Annotated in this window: 23 protein-coding genes and 1 riboswitch; of the genes, 17 read left to right on the plus strand and 6 right to left on the minus strand. The window is 71.8% G+C overall.

From position 1 onward, the window contains the following. Nucleotides 1-30: 30 nt before the first annotated feature. Entirely contained in the window at nucleotides 31-891 is an 861-nt protein-coding gene (locus ACFV1L_RS04235; RefSeq protein WP_380362705.1) for a geranyl diphosphate 2-C-methyltransferase, read from the plus strand. Nucleotides 892-937: 46 nt separating this feature from the next. Here the strand turns inward: ACFV1L_RS04235 and glgX are convergent, their stop codons facing one another. Then, nucleotides 938-3,136 carry a glycogen debranching protein GlgX gene (glgX, locus tag ACFV1L_RS04240; RefSeq protein WP_380362707.1) on the minus strand — a complete coding sequence of 733 codons (2,199 nt, stop codon included), beginning with the start codon at nucleotides 3,134-3,136 and terminating at the stop codon, nucleotides 938-940. 212 nt (nucleotides 3,137-3,348) lie between these two features. Between glgX and ACFV1L_RS04245 the strand changes: the two genes are divergently transcribed. The 4 genes from ACFV1L_RS04245 to ACFV1L_RS04260 all read left to right on the plus strand — a co-directional run bounded on the left by ACFV1L_RS04245 (nucleotide 3,349) and on the right by ACFV1L_RS04260 (nucleotide 7,979). Beyond that, the gene (locus ACFV1L_RS04245) at nucleotides 3,349-4,539 is read left to right on the plus strand and encodes an Ig-like domain-containing protein (protein WP_380362709.1); all 1,191 of its coding nucleotides are present in this window, start codon (nucleotides 3,349-3,351) and stop codon (nucleotides 4,537-4,539) included. Between the two features lie 165 nt (nucleotides 4,540-4,704). Next, nucleotides 4,705-5,952: an Ig-like domain-containing protein gene (locus tag ACFV1L_RS04250; protein WP_380362711.1), complete on the plus strand. Its 1,248-nt coding sequence runs from the start codon at nucleotides 4,705-4,707 to the stop codon at nucleotides 5,950-5,952. 172 nt (nucleotides 5,953-6,124) lie between these two features. Beyond that, the gene (locus ACFV1L_RS04255) at nucleotides 6,125-7,321 is read left to right on the plus strand and encodes an Ig-like domain-containing protein (protein ID WP_380362712.1); all 1,197 of its coding nucleotides are present in this window, start codon (nucleotides 6,125-6,127) and stop codon (nucleotides 7,319-7,321) included. A 190-nt stretch (nucleotides 7,322-7,511) separates the two neighbouring features. Further along, the gene (locus ACFV1L_RS04260; protein ID WP_380362714.1) at nucleotides 7,512-7,979 is read left to right on the plus strand and encodes an ATP-binding protein; all 468 of its coding nucleotides are present in this window, start codon (nucleotides 7,512-7,514) and stop codon (nucleotides 7,977-7,979) included. A gap of 368 nt (nucleotides 7,980-8,347) precedes the next feature. Here the strand turns inward: ACFV1L_RS04260 and ACFV1L_RS04265 are convergent, their stop codons facing one another. The 4 genes from ACFV1L_RS04265 to gcvT all read right to left on the minus strand — a co-directional run bounded on the left by ACFV1L_RS04265 (nucleotide 8,348) and on the right by gcvT (nucleotide 12,741). Beyond that, on the minus strand, nucleotides 8,348-9,715 hold the full coding sequence (locus ACFV1L_RS04265) for an L-serine ammonia-lyase (RefSeq protein WP_380362716.1): 1,368 nt from the start codon (nucleotides 9,713-9,715) through the stop codon (nucleotides 8,348-8,350). A gap of 148 nt (nucleotides 9,716-9,863) precedes the next feature. Beyond that, nucleotides 9,864-11,132, minus strand: a complete 1,269-nt coding sequence (glyA, locus tag ACFV1L_RS04270) for a serine hydroxymethyltransferase (RefSeq protein ID WP_380362718.1) — start codon at nucleotides 11,130-11,132, stop codon at nucleotides 9,864-9,866. Between the two features lie 14 nt (nucleotides 11,133-11,146). Continuing rightward, on the minus strand, nucleotides 11,147-11,521 hold the full coding sequence (gcvH, locus tag ACFV1L_RS04275) for a glycine cleavage system protein GcvH (protein ID WP_035866341.1): 375 nt from the start codon (nucleotides 11,519-11,521) through the stop codon (nucleotides 11,147-11,149). A gap of 101 nt (nucleotides 11,522-11,622) precedes the next feature. Further along, on the minus strand, nucleotides 11,623-12,741 hold the full coding sequence (gene gcvT / locus ACFV1L_RS04280; RefSeq protein ID WP_380362719.1) for a glycine cleavage system aminomethyltransferase GcvT: 1,119 nt from the start codon (nucleotides 12,739-12,741) through the stop codon (nucleotides 11,623-11,625). 150 nt (nucleotides 12,742-12,891) lie between these two features. Then, nucleotides 12,892-12,996: riboswitch (glycine riboswitch) on the minus strand. A gap of 138 nt (nucleotides 12,997-13,134) precedes the next feature. Between gcvT and ACFV1L_RS04285 the strand changes: the two genes are divergently transcribed. The 10 genes from ACFV1L_RS04285 (at nucleotide 13,135) to ACFV1L_RS04330 (ending at nucleotide 24,077) form a co-directional block, all read left to right on the plus strand. Then, the gene (locus ACFV1L_RS04285; protein ID WP_380362720.1) at nucleotides 13,135-13,902 is read left to right on the plus strand and encodes an enhanced serine sensitivity protein SseB; all 768 of its coding nucleotides are present in this window, start codon (nucleotides 13,135-13,137) and stop codon (nucleotides 13,900-13,902) included. Between the two features lie 130 nt (nucleotides 13,903-14,032). After that, nucleotides 14,033-14,857: an enhanced serine sensitivity protein SseB C-terminal domain-containing protein gene (locus ACFV1L_RS04290; RefSeq protein ID WP_380362722.1), complete on the plus strand. Its 825-nt coding sequence runs from the start codon at nucleotides 14,033-14,035 to the stop codon at nucleotides 14,855-14,857. A 545-nt stretch (nucleotides 14,858-15,402) separates the two neighbouring features. Further along, nucleotides 15,403-16,401 carry an ABC transporter permease gene (locus tag ACFV1L_RS04295; protein ID WP_380362724.1) on the plus strand — a complete coding sequence of 333 codons (999 nt, stop codon included), beginning with the start codon at nucleotides 15,403-15,405 and terminating at the stop codon, nucleotides 16,399-16,401. A gap of 28 nt (nucleotides 16,402-16,429) precedes the next feature. Continuing rightward, entirely contained in the window at nucleotides 16,430-18,199 is a 1,770-nt protein-coding gene (locus ACFV1L_RS04300; RefSeq protein ID WP_380362726.1) for an ABC transporter substrate-binding protein, read from the plus strand. A gap of 119 nt (nucleotides 18,200-18,318) precedes the next feature. Further along, nucleotides 18,319-19,317, plus strand: a complete 999-nt coding sequence (locus tag ACFV1L_RS04305; protein ID WP_380362728.1) for an ABC transporter permease — start codon at nucleotides 18,319-18,321, stop codon at nucleotides 19,315-19,317. Continuing rightward, nucleotides 19,314-20,360 (plus strand): ABC transporter ATP-binding protein, encoded by a 1,047-nt coding sequence (locus ACFV1L_RS04310; RefSeq protein WP_380362730.1) that lies wholly within the window; start codon nucleotides 19,314-19,316, stop codon nucleotides 20,358-20,360. The genes ACFV1L_RS04305 and ACFV1L_RS04310 overlap by 4 nt, the downstream gene beginning before the upstream one ends. A gap of 28 nt (nucleotides 20,361-20,388) precedes the next feature. Continuing rightward, nucleotides 20,389-21,438, plus strand: coding sequence for an ABC transporter ATP-binding protein (locus tag ACFV1L_RS04315; protein ID WP_380362731.1), 1,050 nt, complete (start codon nucleotides 20,389-20,391; stop codon nucleotides 21,436-21,438). Between the two features lie 116 nt (nucleotides 21,439-21,554). Next, on the plus strand, nucleotides 21,555-22,469 hold the full coding sequence (locus ACFV1L_RS04320; protein WP_380362733.1) for a DUF6891 domain-containing protein: 915 nt from the start codon (nucleotides 21,555-21,557) through the stop codon (nucleotides 22,467-22,469). A gap of 123 nt (nucleotides 22,470-22,592) precedes the next feature. Next, on the plus strand, nucleotides 22,593-23,372 hold the full coding sequence (locus ACFV1L_RS04325; RefSeq protein ID WP_380362735.1) for a ferritin-like domain-containing protein: 780 nt from the start codon (nucleotides 22,593-22,595) through the stop codon (nucleotides 23,370-23,372). A 45-nt stretch (nucleotides 23,373-23,417) separates the two neighbouring features. Continuing rightward, complete coding sequence (locus ACFV1L_RS04330; protein WP_380362736.1) at nucleotides 23,418-24,077, plus strand: trimeric intracellular cation channel family protein; 660 nt, start codon at nucleotides 23,418-23,420, stop codon at nucleotides 24,075-24,077. A 27-nt stretch (nucleotides 24,078-24,104) separates the two neighbouring features. Here ACFV1L_RS04330 and ACFV1L_RS04335 read toward each other — a convergent pair whose 3' ends face one another. Next, nucleotides 24,105-24,926 (minus strand): IclR family transcriptional regulator, encoded by an 822-nt coding sequence (locus ACFV1L_RS04335; protein ID WP_380362738.1) that lies wholly within the window; start codon nucleotides 24,924-24,926, stop codon nucleotides 24,105-24,107. Nucleotides 24,927-25,030: 104 nt separating this feature from the next. On the opposite strand from ACFV1L_RS04335, the gene ACFV1L_RS04340 reads away from it, so the two are divergent. Further along, complete coding sequence (locus ACFV1L_RS04340) at nucleotides 25,031-26,212, plus strand: cysteine desulfurase family protein (protein ID WP_380362740.1); 1,182 nt, start codon at nucleotides 25,031-25,033, stop codon at nucleotides 26,210-26,212. A gap of 50 nt (nucleotides 26,213-26,262) precedes the next feature. Continuing rightward, the gene (locus ACFV1L_RS04345; protein ID WP_380362741.1) at nucleotides 26,263-26,757 is read left to right on the plus strand and encodes a MarR family winged helix-turn-helix transcriptional regulator; all 495 of its coding nucleotides are present in this window, start codon (nucleotides 26,263-26,265) and stop codon (nucleotides 26,755-26,757) included. Nucleotides 26,758-26,776 lie beyond the last annotated feature (19 nt).

The following is a 26,776-nucleotide window of genomic DNA, read 5'->3' on the forward strand; positions in this document are numbered from 1 at the left end:
GTCCACCGCCAGTTGAGGAGCAAGCTCTACATGACCACCACCGTCCCGAGCGCCACCAACGTGCTGCGCACCGCGTTCCAGAAGTCGGTCGCCAACTACTGGAACCTGGAGAAGGACCCGGTCAACATCAAGCTCGGTGAGGTCGACGGCCTCTACCACCACCACTACGGCCTCGGCCCGGTCGACCCGTCGGTGTTCGAGGGCCCGGACGAGACCCGCGACGAGCGCATGATCAAGGAGATGCACCGCCTGGAGACCGCCCAGGCGGACGTGCTGCTCGACCACCTCGGCGACATCGCGCCCACCGACGCGCTGCTGGACGCCGGCTCCGGCCGCGGCGGCACCAGCATCATGGCCAACCTGCGGTTCGGCTGCGAGGTGGACGGCGTCTCCATCTCCGAGCAGCAGGTGGCGTTCGCCAACGGGCAGGCGCACGAGCGCGGCATCGCCGACCGGGTCCGCTTCCACTTCCGCAACATGCTGGACACCGGCTTCGAGACCGCCTCCCGCCGGGCGATCTGGACCAACGAGACCACCATGTACGTCGACCTGTTCGAGGCGTTCGGCGAGTTCTCCCGCCTGCTCGTCCCCGGCGGCCGGTACGTCTGCATCACCGGCTGCTCCAACGACGTGACCGGCCTGCGCTCGAAGGCCGTCAGCCGGATCGACGAGCACTACATCTGCAACATCCACCCGCGCAGCCAGTACTTCAAGGCACTGGCCGCCAACAACCTGGTGCCGATCAGCGTGGTCGACCTGACCGCCGACACCATCCCGTACTGGGAGCTGCGCGCGCAGTCCTCGGTCGCCACCGGCATCGAGGACCCGTTCCTGACGGCGTACAAGGAAGGCAGCTTCCACTACCTGATGATCGTCGCCGACCGGGTCTGACGGCCGGCCGGACGGACGGGGGCCCGGGCCGCTGCCCGGGCCCCCGTCAGGCCGTCAGCAGCATCGCCGAGCGCCCGGTCAGCGTCACCTCGGTGACCGGCGCCGGCTCCGGCGGGCCGGACAGCGCGGTGTCGACCAGCGGCCGGTGCGGGCCGGGCAGGGTGAAGTGCCGCGGTTCGGGTCCGGCGTTCAGCAGCAGCAGGAAGTCGGCGTCGCGCACCTCGCGGCCGCGCTCGTCGCGCTCGGCCATCGCGGTGCCGGACAGCCGCAGCGCCAGCGCCCGGGTCGGGGCGAACCAGTCCGCCTCGGTCATCTCCCGCCCGCCCGGGGTGAGCCAGCTCAGGTCCCGCCGGCCGTCCGGCCCGGCCGGGCGGCCGGAGAAGAACGCCCGCTGCCGCAGCACCGGGTGGGAGCGGCGCAGCCGGATCAGCCGGGCCGTCAGCTCGGACAGCGCGCGCCAGTCCGGGTCGTCCAGCAGCGACCAGTCGAGCCAGCCGGTCTCGTTGTCCTGGCAGTACGCGTTGTTGTTGCCGCCCTGCGTGCGGCCGAGCTCGTCGCCCGCGGTCAGCATCGGCACGCCGCTGGACAGCAGCAGCGTGGTCAGCAGGTTGCGCAGCTGACGCAGCCTCAGCTCGCGGACCGCCGGGTCGTCGGTCTCGCCCTCCGCGCCGTGGTTCCAGGACCGGTTGTCGTCGGTGCCGTCCCGGTTGTCCTCGCCATTGGCCAGGTTGTGCTTGCGGTCGTAGGAGACCAGGTCGCGCAGGGTGAAGCCGTCGTGCGCGGTCACGTAGTTGACGGAGGCGTACGGCCGCCGCCCGCCGCGCTGGTACAGGTCGGAGGAGCCGGCGATCCGGGTGGCCAGCTCCCGCACGTCCGACCGGGCGCCGCGCCAGAAGTCGCGCACGGTGTCCCGGTAGCGGTCGTTCCACTCGCCCCACAGCGGGGGGAAGCCGCCCACCTGGTAGCCGCCCGGGCCGACGTCCCACGGCTCGGCGATCAGCTTGACCCGGCTGAGCAGCGGGTCCTGCGACACCGCCGCCAGGAACGGGTGCTCCATCTCCACCGCGTCGCCGCCGCGGGCCAGCGCCGCCGCCAGGTCGAACCGGAAGCCGTCCACCCCCATCTCCGCCACCCAGTACCGCAGCGAGTCGGTGATCAGCCGGATCACCTGCGGGCGGCGGGTGTCCAGGGTGTTGCCGCAGCCGGTGTAGTCGGCGTAGCCGCGGCGCGAGCGGTCCAGTCGGTAGTAGCCGGCGTTGTCGATGCCGCGGAACGACAGCGCCGGGCCCATCACGCCCGACTCGGCGGTGTGGTTGTACACCACGTCGAGGATCACCTCGATGCCCGCCGCGTGCAGCGCCCGCACCATCCGCTTGAACTCGCCGACCTGCTGGCCCCGGCTGCCCGACGACGAGTAGCCCGCGTGCGGGGCGAAGAAGCCCAGCGTGTTGTAGCCCCAGTAGTTGACCAGCCCGCGCGCCTGCAGGTGGTCCTCGCTGACGTGGTGGTGCACCGGCAGCAGCTCCACCGCCGTCACCCCCAGCCCCGTCAGGTGCGCGATCGCCGCCGGGTGCGCCAGGCCCGCGTAAGTGCCGCGCAGCTCCGGCGGGACGTCCGGGTGGCGCATGGTGAAGCCGCGCACGTGCAGCTCGTACAGCACCGTCTCGGCCCACGGCGTCTTCGGCCGCTGGTCGTCGTACCAGTCGTCGTCGTCGTGCACCACCACCGCCTTGGGCACGTACGGCGCCGAGTCCCGGTCGTCCCGGACGGTGTCCGCGACGTCCCGCTCCGGCCAGTTGCGGACCGCCGTGCTCACCGCGTCGTGCGCGGTGTAACCGCCGTCGACGGCCCGGGCGTACGGGTCGAGCAGCAGCTTCGCCGGGTTGTAGCGGGCGCCCGTCCACGGGTCCCACCGGCCGTGCACCCGGAAGCCGTAGCGGGTGCCGGGCAGCACCCCCGGCAGGTAGCCGTGCCAGGTCTGGTAGGTCTGCTCGGTCAGCCGGTGCCGGCTCTCCCGGCCGCTCTCGTCGAACAGGCACAGGTCGACCGCCTCCGCGTTCGGCGCCCACAGCGCGAAGTTGGTGCCCCGGCCGCCCGCGCCGTCCGCCCGGAACCGGGCCCCGAGCGGCTGCCAGCTGCCCGGCCACGGCGGTGCCGGGGCGGGCCGGGGCGCCGAGCCGTTCAGCCTGGCGGCCGGCCGCGCCTCCCGGGGCGTGCCCGAACCCAGCTCCTGCCACGCCGTCATGGCAACCCTCCCAGCCGTCCGGGGGCCCGTCCCCGTTCTTCCGGTTGTTCCCTGTTCGACGGCGCCCGTCACCCCAGGCCGGACGGAGTGACGCACCGTGATCAATCCTGTGCCCACCGGAACCGGGTGGGGAAACCCCCGGTCGTGTCGGGAGGCGCGATCGGTCGTTGAGCCCGGCGACGGGTGGAACCGGACGACACCGGGAGGACGGCATGCGCGCCGCGGTACGGCTCTGGGCACGACGGGCGGCCGCGGCCGGACTGGCCCTGCTGGCCGGCTGCTCCGGCGGCGACCGGCCGCCCGGCGGCGCCGCCCCGCCGGTCTCCCGCGCCCAGCTGGCCGTCAGCCCCGGCGACGGCGCGCAGGGCGTCGGGGTGGACGGCACGGTCCGGGTGACGGTCGCCCAGGGCCGCCTGCTGTCCGTCCGGCTGACCGACGACCGGGGCACCCCCGTGCCCGGCACCCTCACCGCCGACGCCACCGGCTGGGCACCCGACGGCCGGCTCGCCACCGCCACCGCCTACACCCTCGACGCGACCGCCGAGGACGCCGCCGGGCTGCGCGCCGTCCAGCACACCGCGTTCGCCACCGCCGTGCCCGAGCACACCTTCGTCGCGTTCTACACCCCCGAGGACGGCTCCACCGTCGGCGTCGGCATGCCCGTCTCGCTGCGCTTCTCCCGGCCCATCGAGAACCGGGCCGCCGTCGAGGCCGGCCTCGCCGTCAGCTCCGACCCGCCGCTGGAGATCGCCGGCCACTGGTTCGGCGACCAGCGCCTCGACTTCCGCCCCCGCACCTACTGGCCGGCCGGCACCAAGGTCACCCTGGCGCTGCGGCTCAAGGACGTGGAGGCCGCGCCCGGCCACCTCGGCACCCAGACCAAGGACGTCCACTTCACCGTCGGCCGCGCGCAGATCGCCACCGTCGACCTGGACCGCCACACCATGACGGTCCGTCAGGACGGTCGGCCGCTGCGCACCCTGGAGGTCAGCGGCGGCAGCCCCGAGCACGCCACCTACCTGGGCGTCATGGTGGTGTCGGAGCGCTTCGAGGTGACCCGGATGAACTCGCAGACCGTCGGCCTCGGCGACGAGTACGACATCAAGGACGTCCCGCACGCGCTGCGGCTGACCGCCTCCGGGACCTTCCTGCACGGCAACTACTGGACCGACCGCGCGGTGTTCGGCGCCGCCAACACCAGCCACGGCTGCATCGGGCTGGCCGACACCAAGGGCGGCGGCCCCGGAACCCCGGCCGGCTGGCTCTACCAGCACACCCTGGTCGGCGACGTGGTGGAGGTCCGCGGCTCGCACGGCGACCGGGTCGCGCCCGACAACGGCCTCAACGGCTGGAACCTCCCGTGGTCGCAGTGGACGGTCGGGCGGGCCACCGCAGTTCACTGAACGGGCACCCGGCTCCCTCCGAAGATTCACTCAGCTTCTCCGGTTATCCTTGCCCCGCGCGGGCCCGGTGGAGTTCGGGGGCGCGATCGAGCGCATCCGACCCGGCGGAACCGATCCCGGGCGTCACGCGTGTATCGCTGTGCATACCTGGAGGGGAGCGGCGCGGTGAAGGCGGTTCAGAAGGCCGAGGCCAAGATAGCGGTGGCCGGGAGCGGGCGGCGGGCACGCCGGTCCGCGGCGGCCCTGCTGGTGGGCGGTGTCCTGCTGCTCGGGACGGCCTGCAGCAGCGGCGGCGGCTCGACCGACGGCAAGGGCGGCGGTGGCGGTTCCTCGTCCTCCGCGGACGCGGCGCCGAAGGTGTCGACCGCCCAGCTGACGGTCACTCCGGCCGACGGCGCGAACGACGTGACGCCGAAGGACGGGCTGCAGGTCGCGGTGGCCAGCGGCAAGCTGACCACCGTCGCGGTGACGGACAAGAACGGCAAGGCGGTGGCCGGCGAGATCGCCGCCGACGGCCTGAGCTGGAAGCCGACCGAGCAGCTGGCCGTGGGCACCACCTACACGGTGAACGCCCAGGCGGTGGACGCGGCCGGCCTGGTGGCCGCCTCGACCACCAGCTTCACCACGCTGACCCCGGCCAAGAAGATCGCCACCAACGACAACATCGCCGACAACGGCACGTACGGCGTCGGCATGATCGTCTCGGTCAACTTCAGCAAGGCGGTCAAGAACAAGGACGCGGTGCTGGCCGGCATCACCGTCGAGGGCTCGGACGGCACCGTCGCCAAGGGCCACTGGTTCGGCGCCTCCCGGCTGGACTTCCGGCCGGAGAACTACTGGAAGCCGGGCACCAAGGTCACCGTCAAGTACCGGCTGAAGAACGTCGAGGTCGCGCCCGGCGTGTACGGCGACGTCGACAAGGACGAGCCGTTCACCATCGGCCGCTACCAGGTCTCCACGGTCGACGCCGCGACCCACATGATGAAGGTCTCGCGCGGCGGCAACGACACCCAGAGCATCCCGATCACGGCGGGCGACGACCAGAACCCGTCCTGGAACGGCACCATGGTGATCGCCACCAAGGAGAAGGTCACCCGGATGAACTCCGCCACGGTGTCCAACATCAAGGGCAAGGAGTACGACGTCCCGGACGTGCCGCACGCGATGCGGCTGACCACCTCCGGCACCTACGTGCACGGCAACTACTGGGGCGACGCGTTCGGCAAGTCGAACGCCAGCCACGGCTGCGTCGGCGTGGCCGACGCCAAGGGCGGCAGCGACAGTTCGGCGGCCGGCAAGTTCTTCAACTCGTCGATGGTCGGCGACGTCGTGAAGATCGTGAACTCCAAGGGCCAGACCGTCGCCGGCGACAACGGCCTGAGCGGCTGGACCATCCCCTGGAAGCAGTGGTAGCGAGCCCAACTCGCAGCGACGGCCCGGCGATCCACGATCGCCGGGCCGTCGGCCGTTCGTGACCGTACCGGGACAGACGGCCTGCAACGTTTCGCCCGTCCGGCCCGTCATATCAAACGAAAGACCTGTCAGCCGACAGGCGGGCGCGTGGGGAGAACGGAACGTGAAGGCTATGCGCGGGGGATTCGCAGTGGTGGGGGCGCTGGCGGGCGCCCTGGCGCTGATGGCCACGGCCGGATGCAGCACGGACACGGCCAAGGCCGACAGCCCCAAGGGCTCGGCCGCCGCTCCGACCTCGGCCAAGCCGACGGTGTCGGCCGCGACCATCGCCATCGAACCCGCCAACGGCGCCACCGACGTCAAGACGACCGGCACGGTGAAGGTGTCCGCCAGCGGCGGCAAGCTGACCTCCGTCAAGGTCACCGGCCCCGACGGGGTCGAGGTGCCCGGCGCGCTCACCTCCGACGCCACCGGCTGGACGCCCTCCGGCAACCTGAAGATATCCACCGCCTACACCGTGGACGCGCTCGCCGCGGACGCCCAGGGCGTGGTGGCCAACGCGCGCTCCAGCTTCACCACCCTCACCCCCGAGAAGGACGCCGGCGTCAGCGACAACATCGCCGACAACGGCACCTACGGCGTCGGCATGATCGTCTCGGTCCGGTTCGAGCGGGGGGTCAAGAACAAGGACGCGGTCCGGGACGCCATCGCCTTCGAGGCCTCCGACGGCACCGTGGTCAAGGGCCACTGGTTCAACGACAAGCGGCTGGACTTCCGCCCCGAGAAGTACTGGAACCCCAACACCAAGGTCACCATCCACTACAAGCTCAAGGACGTGGAGACCGCCCCCGGCGTGTACGGCGGCGTCGACAAGGACGAGCCGTTCACCATCGGCCGGTCGCAGATCTCCACCGCCGACGTCAACACCCACCGGATGGCCGTCGTCCGCGACGGCCAGCAGACCGACTCGATCCCGTTCACCGCGGGCAAGCCCGGCTTCGACACCTGGAGCGGCTCCATGGTGGTCGAGGGACTGGAGGGAACCACCCGGATGACCTCCGCCGGCGTCACCAAGGCGGGGTCCGGCGACGAATACGATCTGGTGGTTCCGCATGCCATCCGGTTGACCGACACCGGCACCTACGTACACGGCAACTACTGGGGAGCCGGCGTCATCGGCCGCTCCAACGGCAGCCACGGCTGCATCGGCCTGACCGACACCGAGGGCGGCAGCGCGAGCAGCCCGGCGGGCAAGTTCTACGCCTCTTCGCTGGTCGGCGACGTGGTGACGGTCGTCAACTCCAAGGGTCCGGTGGTCGACGCGGCCAACGGACTGGGCGGCTGGAACCTGCCCTGGGGCCAGTGGTGATCATCGGGCAACCGTTCGGTTGCTGACGGCATATGCCACATGAATAGTGATCGTTTGCTCATTGTCCGTACGCGGCCGCCCACGTTCCGCAATGATGGGGCGCATGGCGGGATGGGGCGAAGCGGAACGGTCATCACTTCCATTGGTCGACACCCGCGGTGACGGCTCGTCAGGAGCCGGCGCCGCGGTCGTGCTCGCCGATCTGGAACGGATGACCCCGGACGAGATGGAGCACGCCTTCCTCGGCGTGCTCAGCGATCCCGACTCCGCCGAGGAGGTGCGACTGCCCTCCCGCCCGGAGTCGGCCGGCGTCGCACGGCGGCTCGTGCTCTCGGTGTTAGGGGCCTGGAAGCTCCACCAGCTGCTGGAGGCCGGGGAACTCCTCACCGGCGAGCTGGTCGCCAACGCCGTGGTGCACGCCGGCGGGCGGATGATCGGCCTCCGCGTGGTCCGGCGGCCCGGGTGGCTGCGGGTCGAGGTCCGCGACTCCTCGCGGGCGCTGCCCTGCCTGATCGTCGCCCCCGAGATCGGCTACCAGAACGGCCACGGCCTGCGGGTGGTCGACGCGATCGCCGACCGCTGGGGCGCGGAACTGCTGCCCCGCGGCAAAGGCGTCTGGTTCGAGATGAAGATCCGGGCGTCCGCCGCGACCGGCTGAGAAAACGGTGCGGGGCCCCTGTCCGCGGTTGTTCGCGGTCCGGGGCCCCTGCGCGTCACCCGGCGGCCAAGGGGGTGCGTGCCGCCGAGTGGAAGTGGTCGGGCCGTTCCGCCCGACAGGCATAACTATCGCACGTTATGACACCTTGAACAAATTGAAACCAAGGCGAGTGGCGTGCTTCACCTTAGGATTCCAGGTCGACGGTGATTCGTCTCACCATCTGGACGAACCGGCCCCCGATGCGACGCCGAGGACGGCCGACACCTTGCGGGGAGCCCCCGGCGCAGAGCCGAAGCCCCTGCGGGGAGCTTGCGGGGGCATCACGGCCGACGCCCCTGCGCGCCCGGTTCCCTGCGGGAGCCTTCCCGCTAGCACTCGATGACGTTGACGGCGAGGCCGCCGCGGGAGGTCTCCTTGTACTTGACCTTCATGTCGGCGCCGGTCTCCTTCATGGTCTTGATGGCCTTGTCCAGGGAGACGTGGTGGCGGCCGTCGCCGCGGAGGGCCATGCGGGCGGCGGTGACCGCCTTGACGGAGGCCATGCCGTTGCGCTCGATGCAGGGGATCTGGACCAGGCCGCCGACCGGGTCGCAGGTCAGGCCGAGGTTGTGCTCGATGCCGATCTCGGCGGCGTTCTCGACCTGCTCCGGGGTGCCGCCGAGGACCTCGGCGAGCCCGCCCGCGGCCATCGAGCAGGCCGAGCCGACCTCGCCCTGGCAGCCGACCTCGGCGCCGGAGATGGAGGCGTTCTCCTTGAAGAGCATGCCGATCGCGCCGGCGGCGAGCAGGAAGCGGACGATGCCGTCCTCGTCCGCGCCCGGAATGAAGTTCAGGTAGTAGTGCAGGACGGCCGGGATGATGCCGGCCGCGCCGTTGGTCGGGGCCGTGACGACGCGGCGGCCGGAGGCGTTCTCCTCGTTGACGGCCATCGCGTAGAGGGTGACCCACTCCATCGCGTTGCCGGGCCCGATGCCCTCGGCGCGCATGGCCCGCGCGGCGGCCGCGGCCCGGCGGCGCACCTTCAGCCCGCCCGGCAGGATGCCCTCGCGGGACATGCCGGCCGCGACGCACTCCTTCATGACGTCCCAGATCTCCAGCAGCCCGGCCCGGATCTCGGCCTCGGTGCGCCAGGCCTTCTCGTTCTCCAGCATCAGGCCGGAGATGGACAGGCCGGTCTCCCGGGTGAGCCGGAGCAGCTCCTCGCCGGTGCGGAACGGGTGGCGCAGGACGGTGTCGTCGGGCTTGACCCGGGCCTCGCCGATCGCGGCCTCGTCGACCACGAAGCCGCCGCCGACCGAGTAGTAGGTCTTCTCCAGGAGCACCTCGCCGGCCGCGTCGTACGCCCACAGCGACATGCCGTTGGCGTGGTAGGGCAGGGCCTTGCGGCGGTGCAGGACCAGGTCGGTGTCGGGGTCGAAGGCGATCTCGTGGCGGCCGAGCAGGTTGATCCGCCTGGCGGCGCGGATCCGGTCGACGTCCAGGTCGGCCTGGTCGACGTCCACGGTGCGCGGCGAGTTGTTCTCCAGGCCGAGCAGGACCGCCTTCGGGGTGCCGTGGCCGTGGCCGGTGGCGCCGAGGGAGCCGTACAGCTCGGCGCGCAGCGAGGCGACCCGGTCGAGGAGGCCTTCGGAGCCGAGCCGGCGGGCGAACATCCGGGCGGCGCGCATCGGGCCGACGGTGTGCGAGGAGGACGGTCCGATGCCGATGGAGAAGAGGTCGAAGACGCTGATGGCCACGGGGTGACGTCCTTGTCTGGTCTCGTGGAGTGGTCCGTCCGGTGGGACGGGGGCGGTGCATGGAACGGGGCACCGCGCGCACTGTCCAGTGTGCGCGGTGCCCCGGGGGTCCGGGCGGCCGCCGGGTGCGGTCGGCCGCGCGGACGGGTTACAGCTCGGGGTACAGCGGGTGCTTGGCGGCGAGCGCGCTCACCCGGGCCTTGAGGGACTCGGCCTTGGCGGTGTCGAAGCCGGGCTTCAGGGTCTCCGCGATGACGTCGGCGACCTCGCGGAAGTCCTCGGCGCCGAAGCCGCGGGTGGCCAGCGCCGGGGTGCCGATGCGCAGGCCCGAGGTGACCATCGGCGGGCGCGGGTCGTTCGGGACGGCGTTGCGGTTGACGGTGATGCCGACCTCGTGGAGGCGGTCCTCGGCGTCCTGGCCGTTGAGCTCGCTGTTGCGCAGGTCGACCAGCACCAGGTGGACGTCGGTGCCGCCGGACAGCACGGAGACGCCGGAGGCGGTCACGTCGTCCTGGAGCAGGCGCTCGGCGAGGATCTTCGCGCCTTCGAGGGTGCGGACCTGGCGGTCCTTGAAGTCGTCGGAGGCCGCGACCTTGAAGGCCACCGCCTTGCCGGCGATGACGTGCTCCAGCGGGCCGCCCTGCTGGCCGGGGAAGACCGCGGAGTTGATCTTCTTGGCGTACTCGGCCTTGGACAGGATGACGCCGCCGCGCGGGCCGCCCAGGGTCTTGTGGGTGGTGGTGGTGACCACGTCCGCGTACGGCACCGGGGAGGGGTGCAGGCCGGCGGCGACCAGGCCGGCGAAGTGCGCCATGTCGACCATGAGCAGGGCGCCGACCTCGTCCGCGATGCGGCGGAACTCGGCGAAGTCCAGCTGGCGCGGGTAGGCGGACCAGCCGGCGATGATCAGCTTGGGCTGGTGCTCCTTGGCGAGGCGCTCGACCTCGGCCATGTCGACCTGGCCGGTCTTCTCGTCGACGTGGTAGGCGGCCACGTTGTAGAGCTTGCCGGAGAAGTTGATCTTCATGCCGTGGGTCAGGTGACCGCCGTGGGCCAGGTTCAGGCCCAGGATGGTGTCGCCCGGCTGGATCAGCGCGAACATCGCCGCGGCGTTCGCCTGCGCGCCGGAGTGCGGCTGCACGTTGGCGTGCTCGGCGCCGAACAGCTCCTTCACCCGGTCGATGGCGATCTGCTCGACCACGTCGACGTGCTCGCAGCCGCCGTAGTAGCGGCGGCCGGGGTAGCCCTCGGCGTACTTGTTGGTGAGCACCGAGCCCTGGGCCTCCATGACCGCCACCGGGGCGAAGTTCTCGGAGGCGATCATTTCCAGGGTGGTCTGCTGGCGGTGCAGCTCGGCGTCGACCGCGGCGGCGATCTCCGGGTCGAGCGCGTGGAGGGACTGGTTGAGAACCGTCATGGGGGGTCTCCCGGTCAGGCGCCGGTGAAGGCGGTGTAGCCGTCGGCGTCGAGCAGCTCGTCGGTGGCCTCGACGCGGACCTTGAACAGCCAACCGCCCTCGAAGGGCTCCGAGTTGACCAGGGCCGGGTCGTCGATGACCGTCTGGTTGACCTCGGTGACCTCGCCGGTGGCGGGGGAGAAGAGGTCGCTGACCGACTTGGTGGACTCGAGCTCGCCACAGGTCTCACCCGCGGTGACGGTGTCACCCACATTGGGGAGCTGGACGTAGACGATGTCGCCGAGGGCGTCGGCCGCGTGCGCGGTGATGCCGACCGTCGACACCCCGTCCACGGCGGCGGTCAGCCACTCGTGCTCCTTGGTGTACTGCAGGTGCGTGGGGTTGCTCATGGCGTCATTCTCCAGGATCGCAAGAGGGGAGGGCGCGGCCGTCCGCTGGGCGGACGAACCGGAAAAAACTGCTCGGGAAGCAGGTGGAGGGCCGACCGGGGTCAGCGGGTGCGCTTGTAGAACGGCAGCGCGACGACCTGGACCGGCTCGGCCTTGCCGCGGACGTCCACCGCGACGGTGGTGCCGGGCTCGGCGTGCGCGGCGTCCACGTACGCCATGGCGATCGGCTTGGCCAGGGTCGGGGACGGCGAGCCGGAGGTGATCCGGCCGATCACGGCGCCCTCGGCGTCCACCACCGAGTACTCGGCGCGCGGGACGCGCTTGCCCTCGGAGACCAGGCCGACCAGCTTGCGCGGCGGGTTGGTCTCGGCCGCCGCGGCGGCCTCCTCCAGCGCCTTGCGGCCGACGAACGCGCCGCCGTTGGTGGTCTTGTCGAAGCGCACCACCCGGCCGAGGCCGGCGTCGAACGGGGTCAGGTCGGTGGACAGCTCGTGCCCGTACAGCGGCATGCCGGCCTCCAGGCGCAGCGTGTCGCGGCAGGACAGGCCGCACGGGACCAGGCCCTTGTCGGTGCCGGCCGCGGTCAGCGCCGTCCACAGGTGCTCGGCGTCGGCGGGGGCGCAGAAGACCTCGAAGCCGTCCTCGCCGGTGTAGCCGGTGCGGGCCAGCCAGACCTGACGGTCCGCCACGGTGGCGGGCAGCAGCGCGTAGTACTTGAGGGCGGGCAGGTCGGCGTCGGTGAGCTCGGCCAGGATGCCGTTGGCCTCGGGGCCCTGGACGGCGAGCAGCGCGTAGGCGTCGCGGTCGTCGCGGACGACGGCGTCGAAGCCGGCCGCGCGCTCGGTCAGGGCGTCCAGCACCACCTGGGCGTTGGAGGCGTTGGCGACCACCAGGTACTCGTTCTCCGCGGTGCGGTAGACGATCAGGTCGTCCAGGATGCCGCCGTCCTCGCGGCAGATCATGGTGTAGCGGGCGCGCAGCACGCCGAGGGCGGAGATGAAGCCGACCAGCGCGTGGTCGAGCAGCTCGCCGGCCTGCGGGCCGGAGACGGTGATCTCGCCCATGTGCGAGAGGTCGAACAGGCCGGCCTTGGTGCGGACGGCGAGGTGCTCCTCGCGCTCGCTGCCGTAGCGCAGCGGCATGTCCCAGCCCGCGAAGTCGGTCATGGTGGCGCCGAGCGAGCGGTGCAGTGCGTCGAGCGCGGTCAGGCGGAGGGACACGACAGGACTCCCGGGATCTGGAAACGGGCAGGCTGGGGCGAATCTCCCCGTCTGTCGTCGAACCTGAGAGCTTCACCGCATCCCGGACAGGATGGCGGTTTGCACCGTGGGTGGGCGCACGGCGCGGCCGTGTCCACTTTCCAGATCTGCCTCGCCCGGGCGGTAAGGGGGCCTGAGAGATTCCGGGGAGGACTTGCTCCTTCGGCGCCGGTCGCGACCGGATGACGGTCGTTCCGGCTCTCCCGCGCGGGTTCGAGCGGCCGGTATGAAGTTTGAGCGGGCCCATCATGGCATGCCGGGAGGCGCTCGCGGGAGTGGGGTTCGCCCACACTCTCGGCGGGGGCCCCGGGCGCGCCGCTAACCTGATCGCAACCGTGAGTGTGGAGGGGCGAGATGGGGTTCCCGCTGGGTCAGGTTCCGGAAGGCGGGAGCTGGCCGGCCAACGAGCTGGAGCAGGTGCTGATGGCGGCCCTCGGCGATCCGGGGGCGACGCCCCGGGTGATCGAGGTGCTGGCCCGCAGCCAGGTGTGGATCCCGCTGCCGTCGGGCGCCGACCCGCAGGCCGGGTCGCTCGACCTGCCGACGCTCGAACTGGCCGGCGCGCCCTACGTGCCGGTGTACAGCTCGCAGGAGCTGTACCTCCAGCACGCGCCGGGCATCCCGTTCGCGATCGCCCCGATGTGGGAGTTCGCCCGCGGCCTGCCGCTGGGCATCGGCATCGCGGTCAACCCCGAGGCGCCGGTGGGCATCCCGGTGCCGCCCGAGGGCGTGGGCGAGCTGCGGCGCGGGCCGCGCGGCGAGGCGTGGGAGGCGCAGGGCGTCGCGGAGGGGGCGCGGGTGGCGCTCAAGGAGCCCGAGCCGCACCAGGAGCCGTACGCCTTCCTGGCCGCCGCGACCGGCGAACTCGCCGCCCTGCCCGGCGTGCTGACGGCCCGTCGGGCGCTGGCTCGGGTGGAGGGCGAGCCCACCCTGCTGTACGTCGGCGTCCAGCTGGACCCGGCGGCGCCCGCCGACCCCGGCGACGTCAACCTGGCGCTCGGCCGGGCGCTCGGAACCGCGGCGCCGAGCTGGGGCGTCCACCTGGTGCTGCTCGACCTGGTCGCCGACCCGGTGGTGGACTGGCTGCTGGGACGGGTACAGCCCTTCTACGTGCGGCCGTGACCCCGCGGGCTTTTCCGGGCCGGATCCGGGACGGCGGCATGACGGCTGTCGGGCGCGCCCCATAGGGTTGCCCCGGCACATCGCGGCGCGGTGGACGGGCGGCGACCAGGACGAGAGACGAGGCGGCGACGTGACGGGAGCAGCCGGCGACCCGGGCGCGATCGAGCGCGCCCTCGCAGCGGTCGCACCGGAGCGGTGGGAGGCGTACGAGGGGCTGTTGCGCGCCCTCGCCAACGGGCAGGTCTGGATGCTGCTGTGGCACGGCAGCCCGGGCAGCCCGGACGCCCAGTACGGGAACATGGACATCGGCGGGCACGGCTACGCGCCCTGCGTGACGTCCCCGGGGCAGTTGTCGGCCAGCGGCTGGTCGCGCGGGCACGAGGTGGTGTCCGGGCCGGAGATCGCCGGTTCGCTGTACCGCTCCCGCTGGGGCCTGTGGCTGGACCCGCACCGCCCCGGCGGCGGCGTCGGCGTGCCCTGGGCGGACCTGCGGCGGATCGCCGTCGGCCTGGACCGGCTGCCCGCCGGGCCGCTGCGGATCGCCGAACCGCCCGTGCAGGCGCCGCAGTTCTTCGCCGTGCTGGAGCAGCAGGCGGCCGAGGTGCGCCCGCTGCGCTCGCTGCGGCGGGCCTGGGTGCAGCCGGTGCTCGGCGAGCCGTACCTGGCGATCGGGCTGGACCTGTACGACACCTCGCCGCCGGCCGTGGAGGCCGCCCGGGCGCTGGTGCAGCGGGCCGCCTCGCAGGCCCCCGAGGGGCCGGCCGTCTCCACCGTGATGATGGCCGACGAGTTCGACCCGGTGGCGATGTGGATGTGGGCCAACTCCCGCCCGTTCTTCGACCGGCAGGGCGCGCCCGGGCCCTACCCCACCGGTTTTGGTTACGCAGCGCAACCAATCCCGGGGCCGCCCCCGGGCTGGCCGCAGCCCCGGTGGCCGGGATATCCGGGCCGCTGACAGTACCCCGACAGATCGTCCGAAAACCCCCGCACGAACCTTTGTCCAGGTCGGCGGGGGTTTTTTGCCGCGCCGTGATCTACGCGTGCCACCACCGTTTCCACCTGGCGTTTCTCCGCCACTGGCGGGGTATCGTCAGTGCGCCCCTTGACGTGCGCGCGGCACCTGTGTGAAGAGCGATATGCCAGCGCAACGAAAGTGCATGCCAGCAGATCACAGTTAGGCATCCTTCGGGATGGGGGTCTTCCGCCGGGTACTTCCCATGACAGAGAGTGCTGCCCAATGCGGAGCGCGAGACGATCCTCACGAAGGTGAACGCGCCGCCGCCACAGCATGAACCGCACGATGCGCATCTCCGTGCGGCAGCACCATGCGCGCCGGGGCACACCGCCCGGCGTCACCGGCACCACCCCGCAACGCCCTGCTTGCCAAACGCACTTCTGCACCGCCGCAACGGCACCCGGCACCACCGCAACCGCTCTGCCTTCCGCACCAAACGCGACTCCGTGGGCCGGCCACCGTCGGCGAGGGGAACGAACTGACTCATGACCACACCCACCGAGACCTCGGGTCCGCCGGCCGGCGCGCAGCCTGACGGCGCGTCAATCTCCGAGCCGGCCAAGAAGATCGAGGGCCGCTCACCGGGCCGCATCGCCTGGGACCGCCTCAAGCGCGACAAGGTCGCGCTGGCCGGCGGTGTCGTGGTGATCCTGCTCATCCTCGCGGCGGTCCTCGCGCCGGTGCTCACCGCACTGTTCGGACACCCGGTCGACGAACCGCACCCGGACCAGATCAACCCCGACCTCGGCCTGCCCAAGGGCGCGTTCGGCGGCATGAGCGGCGAATACCTGCTGGGCGTCGACCCGGTGTTCGGCCGCGACGTGTTCTCCCGCGTCCTGTACGGCGCGCAGATCTCGCTGCTGGTGGCGCTCGGCGCCGCCGTGCTGTCCGTCGGCATCGGCGTGGTCATGGGCATCACCGCCGGCTACTTCGGCGGCTGGGTGGACGCGTTCATCGGCCGCGTCATGGACGTCCTGCTGGCCTTCCCGCAGCTGCTGTTCAGCATCGCGCTGGTGTCGGTGATCCCCAACTCGGTGCTCGGACTGGGCGACACCACCGTGCGCGTATGGGTGCTGATCATCGTGATCGGCTTCTTCGGCTGGCCCTACATCGGACGCATCGTCAGAGGCCAGGCCCTGTCGCTGCGCAACCGGGAGTTCGTGGACGCCGCCCGCAGCCTCGGCGCCGGCCGCGCCCACATCCTGTTCCGCGAACTGCTTCCCAACCTGGTGGCGCCGATCCTGGTCTACGCGACCCTGATCATCCCCGCCAACATCCTGAACGAGGCGGCGCTCAGCTTCCTCGGGGCCGGTGTCCGGCCGCCCACCCCCTCCTGGGGCCAGATGCTCTCCGACGCGGTCGGCATCTACCAGGCGGACCCCACCTACATGGTGATCCCCGGCCTCGCGATCTTCATCACCGTGCTCGCCTTCAACCTGTTCGGCGACGGCCTGCGCGACGCGCTCGACCCCAAGGGCAACTGAGCCCGCAACTCTGGAGGTTCCCCAACCCATGAAGCGAAACAGGACGCTCGCGGTCGCCGCCCTCGCGGCCACCCTCGCGCTCACCGCCACCGCCTGCGGCGGCAGCAAGAGCGGCAACTCCGGCGAAGGCGGTGCCAAGGGCAGCGCGGCCGGCTTCAACGCGGCCGTCGACAAGGTGGTGAACCCGTCCGACAAGAAGGGCGGCACCCTCAACCTGTGGACCACCACCGACGTGGACTCGCTCGACCCCGGTCGCGCCTACTACGCCTCGGTGTGGAACTTCGAGCGCTTCTACACCCGCACCCTGCTGGCCTTCGACGGCAAGCCGGGCAAGGAGGGCCTGAACCTGGTCCCCGACCTGGCCGCCGCCAAGCCGGAGATCTCCGCGGACGGCAAGACCTACACCTTCAAGCTGAAGCCGGGCCTGAAGTTCGAGGACGGCTCGGTCATCACCTCGAAGGACATCAAGTACGGCATCGAGCGCGTCTTCGCGCAGGACGTCATCTCCGGCGGCCCGACCTACGTGGTCAACGAGCTCGACCAGGGCCAGAACTACAAGGGCCCCTACACGGACACCGACCCGAACAAGCTGGGCCTGAAGTCCGTCCAGACCCCGGACGACAACACCATCGTCTTCACCCTGGCCAAGCCCAACTCGGACTTCCCGTACCTGCTGGCCATGGGCTCCGCCGCCCCGGTCCCGCAGAAGCTGGACACCGGCGCCCACTACGCCGACAAGCCGGTCTCCTCCGGCCCGTACAAGTTCAAGACCGCCGAGCCGGGCAAGGGCTACGAGCTGGTCCGCAACGAGAACTGGGACCCGGCCTCCGACCCGTTCCGCAAGGCGCTGCCGGACGTCGTGAAGCTGACCGTCACCACCAACGCCGACGACATGGACGCCCGCCTGCTGGCGAACACCGCCGACCTCGACTGGGGCCAGACCGGCCTGTCGCAGGCCGCCCAGGTCAAGGTCCTGCAGGACCAGGCCCTGAAGGCCAACACCGACGACCCGTACAACGGCTTCATCCGCTACGTCGTGATGGCCCCGACGGTCGCCCCGTTCGAGAACGAGCACTGCCGCAAGGCCGTCCTGTACGCGGCCGACACCACCGCCCTGCAGACCGCCCGCGGCGGCTCGGTGGCCGGCTCGCTCTACGGCTCGATGCTGCCCCCGAACATCCTCGGCTCGGACGACTACGACCCGTGGGGTCTGACCAAGGGCAAGCCGAACGTCGAGAAGGCCAAGGAAGAGCTGAAGGCCTGCGGCAAGCCCGACGGATTCAAGACCAACATCGCGGTGCGCGGCAACAAGCCGAAGGAGGTCAACTCCGCGGTGGCGCTGCAGACCGCCCTCAAGGCCGTCAACATCGACGTCACCGTCGACCAGTACGACGGCAAGCTGAACGCCTCGGTGATCGGCGCGCCCGACTCGGTCAAGAGCAAGGGCTACGGCCTGATCGTCATGGGCTGGGGCGCCGACTACCCGACCGGCTCCGGCTACCTCCAGCCGCTGGTCGACGGCCGCTTCATCACCACCAACGGCAACAACAACTACGCCGAGATCAACGACCCGGAGATCAACGGCTGGTTCGACCAGGCCGCGCAGACCACCGACCCGGCCAAGGCCGCCGAGATCTACAAGAAGATCAACCACAAGGTCGCCGACGGCGCCTACTACCTGCCGATCGTCGCCGACAAGGCCCTGAACTGGCGCAACCCGCGCCTGACCAACGTCTACATCTCCGACGCCTTCGGCGAGGTGGACTTCCAGGCGCTCGGCGTCTCCGACGGCAAGTGACCTGACCTTCCCCCTTAGTTCGCACCGCTAGTCCGAAGGGCAGGTGAAGGCCCTGCCCGGGTCGGCCGGACGACCCCCACCGGGGAAACGCCGGCCGGCCCGTGGCAGGGCCGACCGCAGTGCTCGTGTATCTCTTCAGGCGACTGATCAACGTCGTCCTCATGCTGCTGGTGGTCGCCGCGGTGACCTTCGGCATCTTCTTCATGGTGCCCAAGCTCACCGGAACCGACCCCGCGATGCTCTACGTGGGCAAGATCGCGGACCACGCGGCCGTCGAGGGTATCCGCCACAAGATGGGCCTCGACAAGTCGATCGTCGAACAGTTCTGGCTCTTCCTGAAGGGCGTGTTCGTCGGCCGCGACTTCAACGCCGGCGTCGACGTGACCCACTGCTACGCCCCCTGCCTGGGCTACTCGTTCAAGACCGAGCAGGAGGTCTTCCCGCTCCTGCTCAGCCGGGTCGGCGTCGACATCTCGCTGGCCGTCGGCGCCTCGGTGCTGTGGCTGCTGCTCGGCACCGCCACCGGCATCGTCTCGGCGCTGCGCCGCGGCACCGCCCTGGACCGCATCAGCATGACCGTCGCGCTGGCCGGCGTCTCGCTGCCGATGTACTTCACCGGCCTGGTCGCGCTCGCGGTCTTCGTCCACCAGCTCGGCTGGTTCCCGAACACCTACACGGAGTTCGCGGACGACCCGGTGGCCTGGTTCCAGGGGCTGGTCCTGCCCTGGATCACGCTGGCCTTCCTGTTCGCCGCGACCTACGCCCGACTCAGCAGGGCGACCCTGCTCGACGTGCTCGGCGAGGACTACATCCGCACCGCGCGCGCCAAGGGCCTCAAGGAACCCGTCGTCATCGGCAAGCACGCCATGCGCTCCACGCTGACCCCGATCCTGACCGTCTTCGGCATGGACCTCGGCGGCCTGCTGGGCGGCGCGGTGCTCACCGAGAAGACCTTCAACCTGCGCGGCCTCGGCTACGAGGCGGTCCAGTCGATCGCCTCCAGCGACCTGCCGGTGATCATGGGCGTGACCATGTTCGCCGCGTTCTTCATCATCATGGCCAGCCTCGTGGTTGACCTGCTGTACGCCGTCGTCGATCCCAAGGTGAAGCTGGCATGAGCAACGACGACAAGCCCTTCCTGTCCGTCCGCGACCTGAAGGTGCACTTCCCGACCGACGACGGACTGGTCAAGTCGGTCAACGGCCTGAGCTTCGACCTGGAGCGCGGCAAGACCCTCGGCATCGTCGGCGAGTCCGGCTCCGGAAAGTCCGTCACCTCGCTGTCGATCATGGGCCTGCACCGCACCGGCACCAAGCGCGGCGCCCCGCAGATCTCCGGCGAGATCTGGCTGGACGGCGAGGAGCTGGTGGCGGCCGGCGCCAACCGGGTGCGCCAGCTCCGCGGCCAGAAGATGGCGATGATCTTCCAGGACCCGCTGACCGCGATGCACCCGTACTACACGGTCGGCGCCCAGATCATCGAGGGCTACCGGGCCCACCACCCCGGCGCCTCCAAGAAGGAGGCCCGCGCCCGGGCCGTCGAGATGCTCGACCGGGTCGGCATCCCGCAGCCCGACAAGCGGGTCGACAGCTACCCGCACGAGTTCTCCGGCGGCATGCGCCAGCGCGCCATGATCGCCATGGCCCTGGTCAACGACCCCTCGCTGCTGATCGCCGACGAGCCGACCACCGCCCTGGACGTCACCGTCCAGGCGCAGATCCTGGACCTGATCCGGGACCTGCAGAAGGAGTTCGGCTCCGCCGTCATCATCATCACGCACGACCTGGGCGTGGTCGCCGAAATCGCCGACGACATCCTGGTCATGTACGGCGGCAAGCCCGTCGAGCGCGGCCCCGCCGAGACCATCTTCGACTCGCCCGAGCACCCCTACACCTGGGGCCTGCTCGGCTCGATGCCCCGCCTCGACCGGGAGCTCCAGGACCGGCTGATCCCGGTCAAGGGCACCCCGCCGAGCCTGATCAACGTGCCGTCCGGCTGCGCGTTCCACCCGCGCTGCCCGTACGCCGAGCTCACCGGCGGCCGCTCCACCAGCGAGGTTCCCGTGCTCGCCGAGGCCGCGCCCCGGCACCACGCCGCCTGCCACCTGCCGATCGCCGAACGCCACCGGATCTTCGCCGAAGAGATCGCGCCCCGGCTGTGAGCACGTACCACCCACTTGGAGACAACCGATGACGGACAGCCAGACGGCGGCCCCGCAGGCCGCGAAGGTGCCCGCCCAGGCACCCGGCCCGGACCGTGAACCCCTGCTGCGGGTCACCGGACTGACCCGGCACTTCCCGGTCACCAAGGGCCTGCTGAAGCGTCAGGTCGCCGCGGTGCGAGCCGTCGACGGCATCGACTTCGAGGTCATGGCCGGCGAGACGCTCGGCGTGGTCGGCGAGTCCGGCTGCGGCAAGTCCACGATGGGACGCCTGGTCACCCGGCTCGACGAACCCACCGGCGGGAAGATCGAGTTCGAGGGCGCCGACATCACCCACCTGGGCGTCGCGGCGATGCGGCCGTACCGCCGCGACATCCAGATGATCTTCCAGGACCCGTACTCCTCGCTGAACCCGCGGCACACCATCGGCACCATCGTCGGTGCGCCGTTCCGGCTCCAGAACGTCCAGACCGAGCACGGCGTCAAGAGGGCCGTCCAGGACCTCCTGGAACTCTGCGGACTCAGCCCCGAGCACTACAACCGCTACCCGCACGAGTTCTCCGGCGGCCAGCGCCAGCGCATCGGCATCGCCCGCGCGCTCGCCCTGCGGCCGAAGATGATCGTCGCCGACGAGCCGGTCTCGGCCCTGGACGTCTCCATCCAGGCCCAGGTGGTCAACCTGCTGGACGACCTCCAGAAGGAGCTCGGCCTGACCTACCTGATCATCGCGCACGACCTCTCGGTGGTCCGGCACGTCTCCGACCGCGTCGCGGTGATGTACCTCGGCAAGGTGGTGGAGATCGCCGACCGCGACTCCCTCTACGCCCAGCCGATGCACCCGTACACCAACGCCCTGATGTCCGCGGTGCCGGTCCCCGACCCGCGGCGCAAGGAGCGCCGCGAGCGGATCCTGCTCACCGGCGACGTGCCCTCCCCGCTCAACCCGCCGTCCGGCTGCCGGTTCCGCACCCGCTGCTGGAAGGCGCAGGAGATCTGCGCGAGCCAGGAACCGCCGCTCGCCGCCGCGAAGGCGGGGCACCAGGTGGCGTGCCACTTCCCGGAGAACACCGGCGAGTAGGGCACTTCGAACGACAGGTCCGCCCCGGGGGGTTGCTCCCCGGGGCGGACCTTTCCGTCGGCGGGGGAGTGCCCCTCCCGTTCTCCGCTGACAGTGGCGGATGCGAGGGTGGGGCCATGCTCGAGATCGCGGTGAAGGACCAGTCGGACGAGGTCAGGGTGCGCGTGTCGGAGGACGAACTCGCCGACCTGGTGCGGGACATGGGGGAGTGGGACGGCGCGTTCCTGGTGCTGCAGCGGGTGCCCGACCTGCCGGACGTGTACGCGCAGACCTGCCCGGTGGACGGCGAATGGACCGTCGAGCACCGGGCCGGCAGCCCGGCCCGGCACTACGAGACCCGGGTCGCCGACCTGGAGCGGGTGGCCGAACTGCTGATCCGGTGGTCGCGGGAGGACCCGGACTGGGACGCCGGGGTCGAGTGGCAGCGGATGGACTTCGGGCCCGAGCCGGAGCCCGCGCCGCTGGAGCTGTCCGAGGAGGACGAGCGGATCCTGGTCGAGGCAGTACGGGGCCTGCTGCGCGGCGGCTACGCGACCAGGCGGGAGGCGGCCGAACTCGCCGCCGACCACCTGGTGCGCGACGGCGCGAGCCCGGTGACGCAGGCTCAGGCCGAGCAGCTGGCCGACCGGCTGTGGCTGGAGCGGGTCGCCGAGCAGCGGACCTGGGTCGGCCGGACCGACCCCGAGCGGCTGACCGGGGCGTTCGCCGCCCTGGAGGCGCGCGGCATCACCGCCCGGGAGAACTTCACCTGCTGCCACGGCTGCGGCCAGGCCGAGATCGGCGCGGAGGCCGCGCCGGACAGCCGGGGCTTCGTCTACTTCCACTCCCAGGGCACCGACCACGCCGCCGCCGGCCACGGCCTGTCGCTGTACTACGGCGGCTTCGACGGCTCGGAGGACACCACCGCGGCGATCGGCAGGGAGGTCGTCGCGGCCCTGGAGGACGCCGGCCTGACGGTCCGTTGGAACGGCAGCCCGTCGCAGGCGATCGAGATCGTCGAGCTGGACTGGCGGCGCCGGCTGATCGGCTAGTCCGACTGCGGCACCGCCGTCCTTCGTCCGGCTCAGCCGGCGGCGTGAGCGGTTGCCCGGGCGGGCCGCGGTGCCTTGACTGGACCGGAATGTCCCGGCTCCCGTGCGAGGGGTAGGTCCACCATGCTGTCGGCCCGCAGTCTGTTCCAGGAGATCCACGACGACGACCGGGCGTTCCGGCTGTTCTGTTCGATCGCGGCCAAGGGGGAGGACCAGGGCGGCTGGGAGAACGGCCGGATCGCCCGGCTGGTGCCGGACCGGGTGCTGGCGCCGAAGGTGGCCCGGCACGGCGCGGACGAGGACAAGCACGGCCGGATCTTCAAGGCGCTGATGCACAAGCGCGGCCTGGAGCCGGCCGAGGTCCCGGACGAGACCGACTACACGATGATCCTGGAGCGCCAGGGCATCGGCCTGGCGCATTCCCGGCTGCGCCGCGACGAGCCGCTGACCGAGCGGGACGTGATCACGTACCTGGCGCACTCCCGGGTGACCGAACAGCGGGCGTCCGAGCAGATGCTGATGCTGAAGCGGATCTTCGGCGACCACCCGGAGCTGGGCCGGGCGGTGCGGATGATCTCCAACGACGAGGACAACCACCTGGCGTTCTGCCACGAGGAACTGCTGCGGCTCGCGTACCACGGGCACGGCCGGCTGATCCTGGACACCCTGCAGGCCACCGCCCGCGCGGAGATCCGCACCTACCGGGACGTCAGCCTGGCGGTGATGGCGCACCTGGGCGAGCTGCTGCGCTGGCCGCGGGCGAAGTCGACGGCGCTGGCGGCGGGCATCCACGCGGTGTACGGGTACGAACGGGCGGGCGGCTGGCGGCGGATGACGACGCTGCGGATGCCGGCCAAGCTGAACGCGCTGGGCGGGCCCGCGCCGCACGAGTCCTTCGCCTGACCGCCCGGCGACCGGCACCGGTCGGCCGACGTGGACACTGGCCAGGTGACATCCGAGATCTTCCCGCACGACGTCCAGCAGGTCCTCGACCTGGTGGGCATCTTCGTCTTCGCGCTGTCCGGCGGCCTGATGGCCGTCCGGAAGAACATGGACATCTTCGGCATCTGCGTCCTGGCCGAGGCCACCGCACTGGGCGGCGGCGTGCTGCGCGACCTGGTGATCGGCGCGCTGCCGGTGGCGGCGTTCACCAACTCCGGCTACTTCCCGACCCCGTTGGTGGCCGGCGTGGTGGTGTTCTTCCTGCACCCGCAGGTGGAGCGGATCAACCGGGCGGTGATGGTGCTGGACGCGGCGGGCCTCGGGCTGTTCGCCGTCACCGGCACCATCAAGGCGCACGACTACGGGCTCGGCGCGGTCGCCTCGGTGTCCTGCGGCATGCTGACCGCGGCGGGCGGCGGCGTGGTGCGCGACGTGCTGGCGATGGAGCCGCCGTCGCTGCTGCGCTGGGACCGGGAGATCTACGCGGTGCCGGCGCTGGTCGGCGCGGCGATCACCGCGGTCCTGATCGGCACCGGGCAGCTCACCCCGGTGAACGCCGCACTGGCCGCGATCGCCGCCTTCACCATGCGGATGCTGGCGCTCAGGTACGGCTGGCGGGCGCCGCGGGCCTGGCACCGCAACGGCTCGCGCACCGGCGAGGAGTGAGCGCGGCCGCCGCGACCGGGCCGGTGCTCAGGCGCGGTCGGCGCGCACCGCGTGCTTGGCGCCGCACCGGTTCTCGCACCAGCGGGGCGTCGGGGAGCCGCCGTACGCCAGCGAGATCGCCTCGACCGTGCAGAGCAGTTCGGGCAGCAGCTTGCTGAGTTCGACGACCGAGGCGACCCGGACCGGGGCGGAGATCGAGCAGGCGGCGATCGCGGTGCCCTCGGTGCCGGCGATCGGCGCGGCGATGCAGTTCACCGACTCGTGGTACTCGGCCTGGTCGACCGCCCAGCCGCGCTGCCGCACATCGGCCAGCTCCGTCCGGAGCTCCTCCGGGTCGCGGATCGACTGCGGTGTGCGGGCCGGGAGTTCGGCCTCGGCGAGGAAGGCGGCGAGCCGGTCCGCGGGCAGGTCGGCGAGCAGCACCTTGCCGGCCGCGGTGGCCGCGGCCGGGGCGCGGCGGCCGATCCGGCTCTCCTCGCCGAGCCAGCCGCGGCCGAGCTCCGGGTAGCGGGCCTCCACCTTGTCCAGGTAGAGCACCTCGTCGCCCTCCAGCACCGACAGGTGGACGGTGTGCCCGTAGCGCTCGTTCAGCACCGCCAGGTAGGGCGCCGCGACCTGGCGGATGTCGATGCCCTCCAGGGCCTGGTGGGCGAGCGAGAACAGCCGGCCGCCGAGCCGGTAGCGCTGGTCGGACTGGCGGGTGACGAAGCCGTGCTCCTGGAGGGTGCGCAGCAGGCGCAGCGCGGTCGACTTGTGGACCCCGATCCGGGAGGCGGCCTGTTCCAGCGAGGCGGGGCCCTCGCCGAGCGAGGCCAGGATGGTCAGCGCGCGGTCGACCGTCTGGGACACGGCCCTTCCCCCTCTCACAGCGGCGTGGCCGGAAGGCTAACGGCGCGTTGCAGAGGGTGCAATGGCCAAATCGTGACCCGTGGGCCGCCTACACTGGTCCCGCTATGGCTTACCTCGACCACGCCGCCACCACCCCGATGCTGCCCGAGGCGATCGCCGCGATGACGGCGCAGTTCGGGGCCGTCGGCAACGCCTCCTCGCTGCACGCCGCCGGGCGGCGGGCCCGGCGGGTGATCGAGGAGTCCCGCGAGTCGCTGGGCGAGTCGCTCGGTGCGCGGCCCAGCGAGATCGTGCTCACCGCCGGCGGCACCGAGTCCGACAACCTGGCGGTCAAGGGCCTGTACTGGGCCCGCCGGGCCGCCGACCCGGCCCGCCGCCGGGTGCTGAGCAGCCCGGTCGAGCACCACGCGGTGCTGGACGCGGTGCACTGGCTGGCCGAGCACGAGGGCGCCGAGGTCGAGTACCTGCCGGTGGACGGGCTCGGCCGGGTGCACCCCGAGGCACTGCGCGAGGCGATCGAACGCTCGCCCGGGACGGTCGCCCTGGTCACCGTGATGTGGGCCAACAACGAGGTCGGCACCGTTCAGCCGGTCCGCGAACTCGCGGCCGTCGCCACTGAGTTCGGCATCCCGATGCATGCGGACGCGGTGCAGGCGCTGGGCCAGGTCCCGGTGTCGTTCGCGGACTCCGGGCTGACCGCGATGACCGTCACCGGCCACAAGGTCGGCGGCCCGTACGGGGTCGGCGCGCTGCTGCTGTCCCGGTCCGCCACCCCCGTCCCGCTGCTGCACGGCGGCGGCCAGGAGCGCGACGTCCGCTCCGGGACGCTGGACGTGCCCGGCGCGGCCGGGTTCGCGGCGGCCGCGGCGCTCGCCGTCGAGCGGCAGCCCGCGTACGCGGCCGGCGTCGGCATGCTGCGGGACGACCTGGTCGCGGTGGTCCGGGAGGCGGCGCCGGACGCGCTGCTGAACGGCGACCCGGACCCGGCGGGCCGGCTGCCCGCCAACGCGCACTTCTCGTTCCCCGGCTGCGAGGGCGACGCGCTGCTGATGCTGCTGGACGCGGCGGGCGTGGAGTGCTCCACCGGCTCGGCCTGTTCGGCGGGCGTCCCGCAGCCCAGCCACGTGCTGCTGGCGATGGGCGTGGAGCCCGAACTCGCCCGCGCCTCGCTGCGGTTCTCGCTCGGCCACACCTCCACCGCGGCGGACGTGGCGGCGCTGGCCGCCGCGCTGCCCGGCGCGGTGGAGCGGGCCCGGCGGGCCGGGCTGGTCCGCTCCGCCCGCTGACCGGGCCGTTCGGCGGCGGAACCGTCTACTGGCGGACTTATTCTGGGGAGATGAACTCTCCCGTCCCGGAGCGGACCGTCCGCGACCTCACCGGACTGCTGGTGCAGGCCGGCCATGCCATGAACACCCGCCTGTCGGTGGCGCTGGCGGAGATCGGCAGCTCGCCGCGCAAGCACTGCGTGCTGGTGCACGCCATGGAGGCGGAGCGCACCCAGTCGCAACTGGCGGCGCTCGCCGGGCTGGACAAGACCACCATGGTGGTCACCGCCGACGAGCTGGAACGCGACGGCCTCGCCGAGCGCCGCCCGTCCGCCACCGACCGGCGGGCGCGGGTCATCAGCGTCACCCCGGCCGGCGAGGAGCTGGTGAGCCGGGGCACGGAGATCGTGGACCGGGTGCACGCCGCCGCGCTGGACGAACTGTCGCCGGGGGAGCGGCAGGTGCTGGTGGACGCCCTCGACAAGCTGCAGCGGCTGCCGGCCGGCGGGCCGGCGTCCGGCCCCGAGGAGAAGCAGGTGCGGCGGCCGCGGCGCCCTCGGCAGTGAGGTTCCGGGACGTCGTACC

Source organism: Kitasatospora sp. NPDC059646 (genome assembly GCF_042734615.1).
Taxonomy (GTDB): domain Bacteria; phylum Actinomycetota; class Actinomycetes; order Streptomycetales; family Streptomycetaceae; genus Kitasatospora.

Coding starts and splice junctions, on each gene's coding strand:
- ACFV1L_RS04235 (WP_380362705.1), top strand. CDS start 31: ATGACCACCACCGTCCCGAGCGCCACCAACGTGCTGCGCACCGCGTTC.
- ACFV1L_RS04310 (WP_380362730.1), top strand. CDS start 19,314: ATGAGCAACGACGACAAGCCCTTCCTGTCCGTCCGCGACCTGAAGGTG.
- ACFV1L_RS04300 (WP_380362726.1), top strand. CDS start 16,430: ATGAAGCGAAACAGGACGCTCGCGGTCGCCGCCCTCGCGGCCACCCTC.
- glgX (WP_380362707.1), bottom strand. CDS start 3,136: ATGACGGCGTGGCAGGAGCTGGGTTCGGGCACGCCCCGGGAGGCGCGG.
- glyA (WP_380362718.1), bottom strand. CDS start 11,132: ATGACGGTTCTCAACCAGTCCCTCCACGCGCTCGACCCGGAGATCGCC.
- ACFV1L_RS04255 (WP_380362712.1), top strand. CDS start 6,125: ATGCGCGGGGGATTCGCAGTGGTGGGGGCGCTGGCGGGCGCCCTGGCG.
- ACFV1L_RS04245 (WP_380362709.1), top strand. CDS start 3,349: ATGCGCGCCGCGGTACGGCTCTGGGCACGACGGGCGGCCGCGGCCGGA.
- ACFV1L_RS04345 (WP_380362741.1), top strand. CDS start 26,263: ATGAACTCTCCCGTCCCGGAGCGGACCGTCCGCGACCTCACCGGACTG.
- ACFV1L_RS04285 (WP_380362720.1), top strand. CDS start 13,135: ATGGGGTTCCCGCTGGGTCAGGTTCCGGAAGGCGGGAGCTGGCCGGCC.
- gcvH (WP_035866341.1), bottom strand. CDS start 11,521: ATGAGCAACCCCACGCACCTGCAGTACACCAAGGAGCACGAGTGGCTG.
- ACFV1L_RS04315 (WP_380362731.1), top strand. CDS start 20,389: ATGACGGACAGCCAGACGGCGGCCCCGCAGGCCGCGAAGGTGCCCGCC.
- ACFV1L_RS04340 (WP_380362740.1), top strand. CDS start 25,031: ATGGCTTACCTCGACCACGCCGCCACCACCCCGATGCTGCCCGAGGCG.
- ACFV1L_RS04295 (WP_380362724.1), top strand. CDS start 15,403: ATGACCACACCCACCGAGACCTCGGGTCCGCCGGCCGGCGCGCAGCCT.
- ACFV1L_RS04325 (WP_380362735.1), top strand. CDS start 22,593: ATGCTGTCGGCCCGCAGTCTGTTCCAGGAGATCCACGACGACGACCGG.
- ACFV1L_RS04320 (WP_380362733.1), top strand. CDS start 21,555: ATGCTCGAGATCGCGGTGAAGGACCAGTCGGACGAGGTCAGGGTGCGC.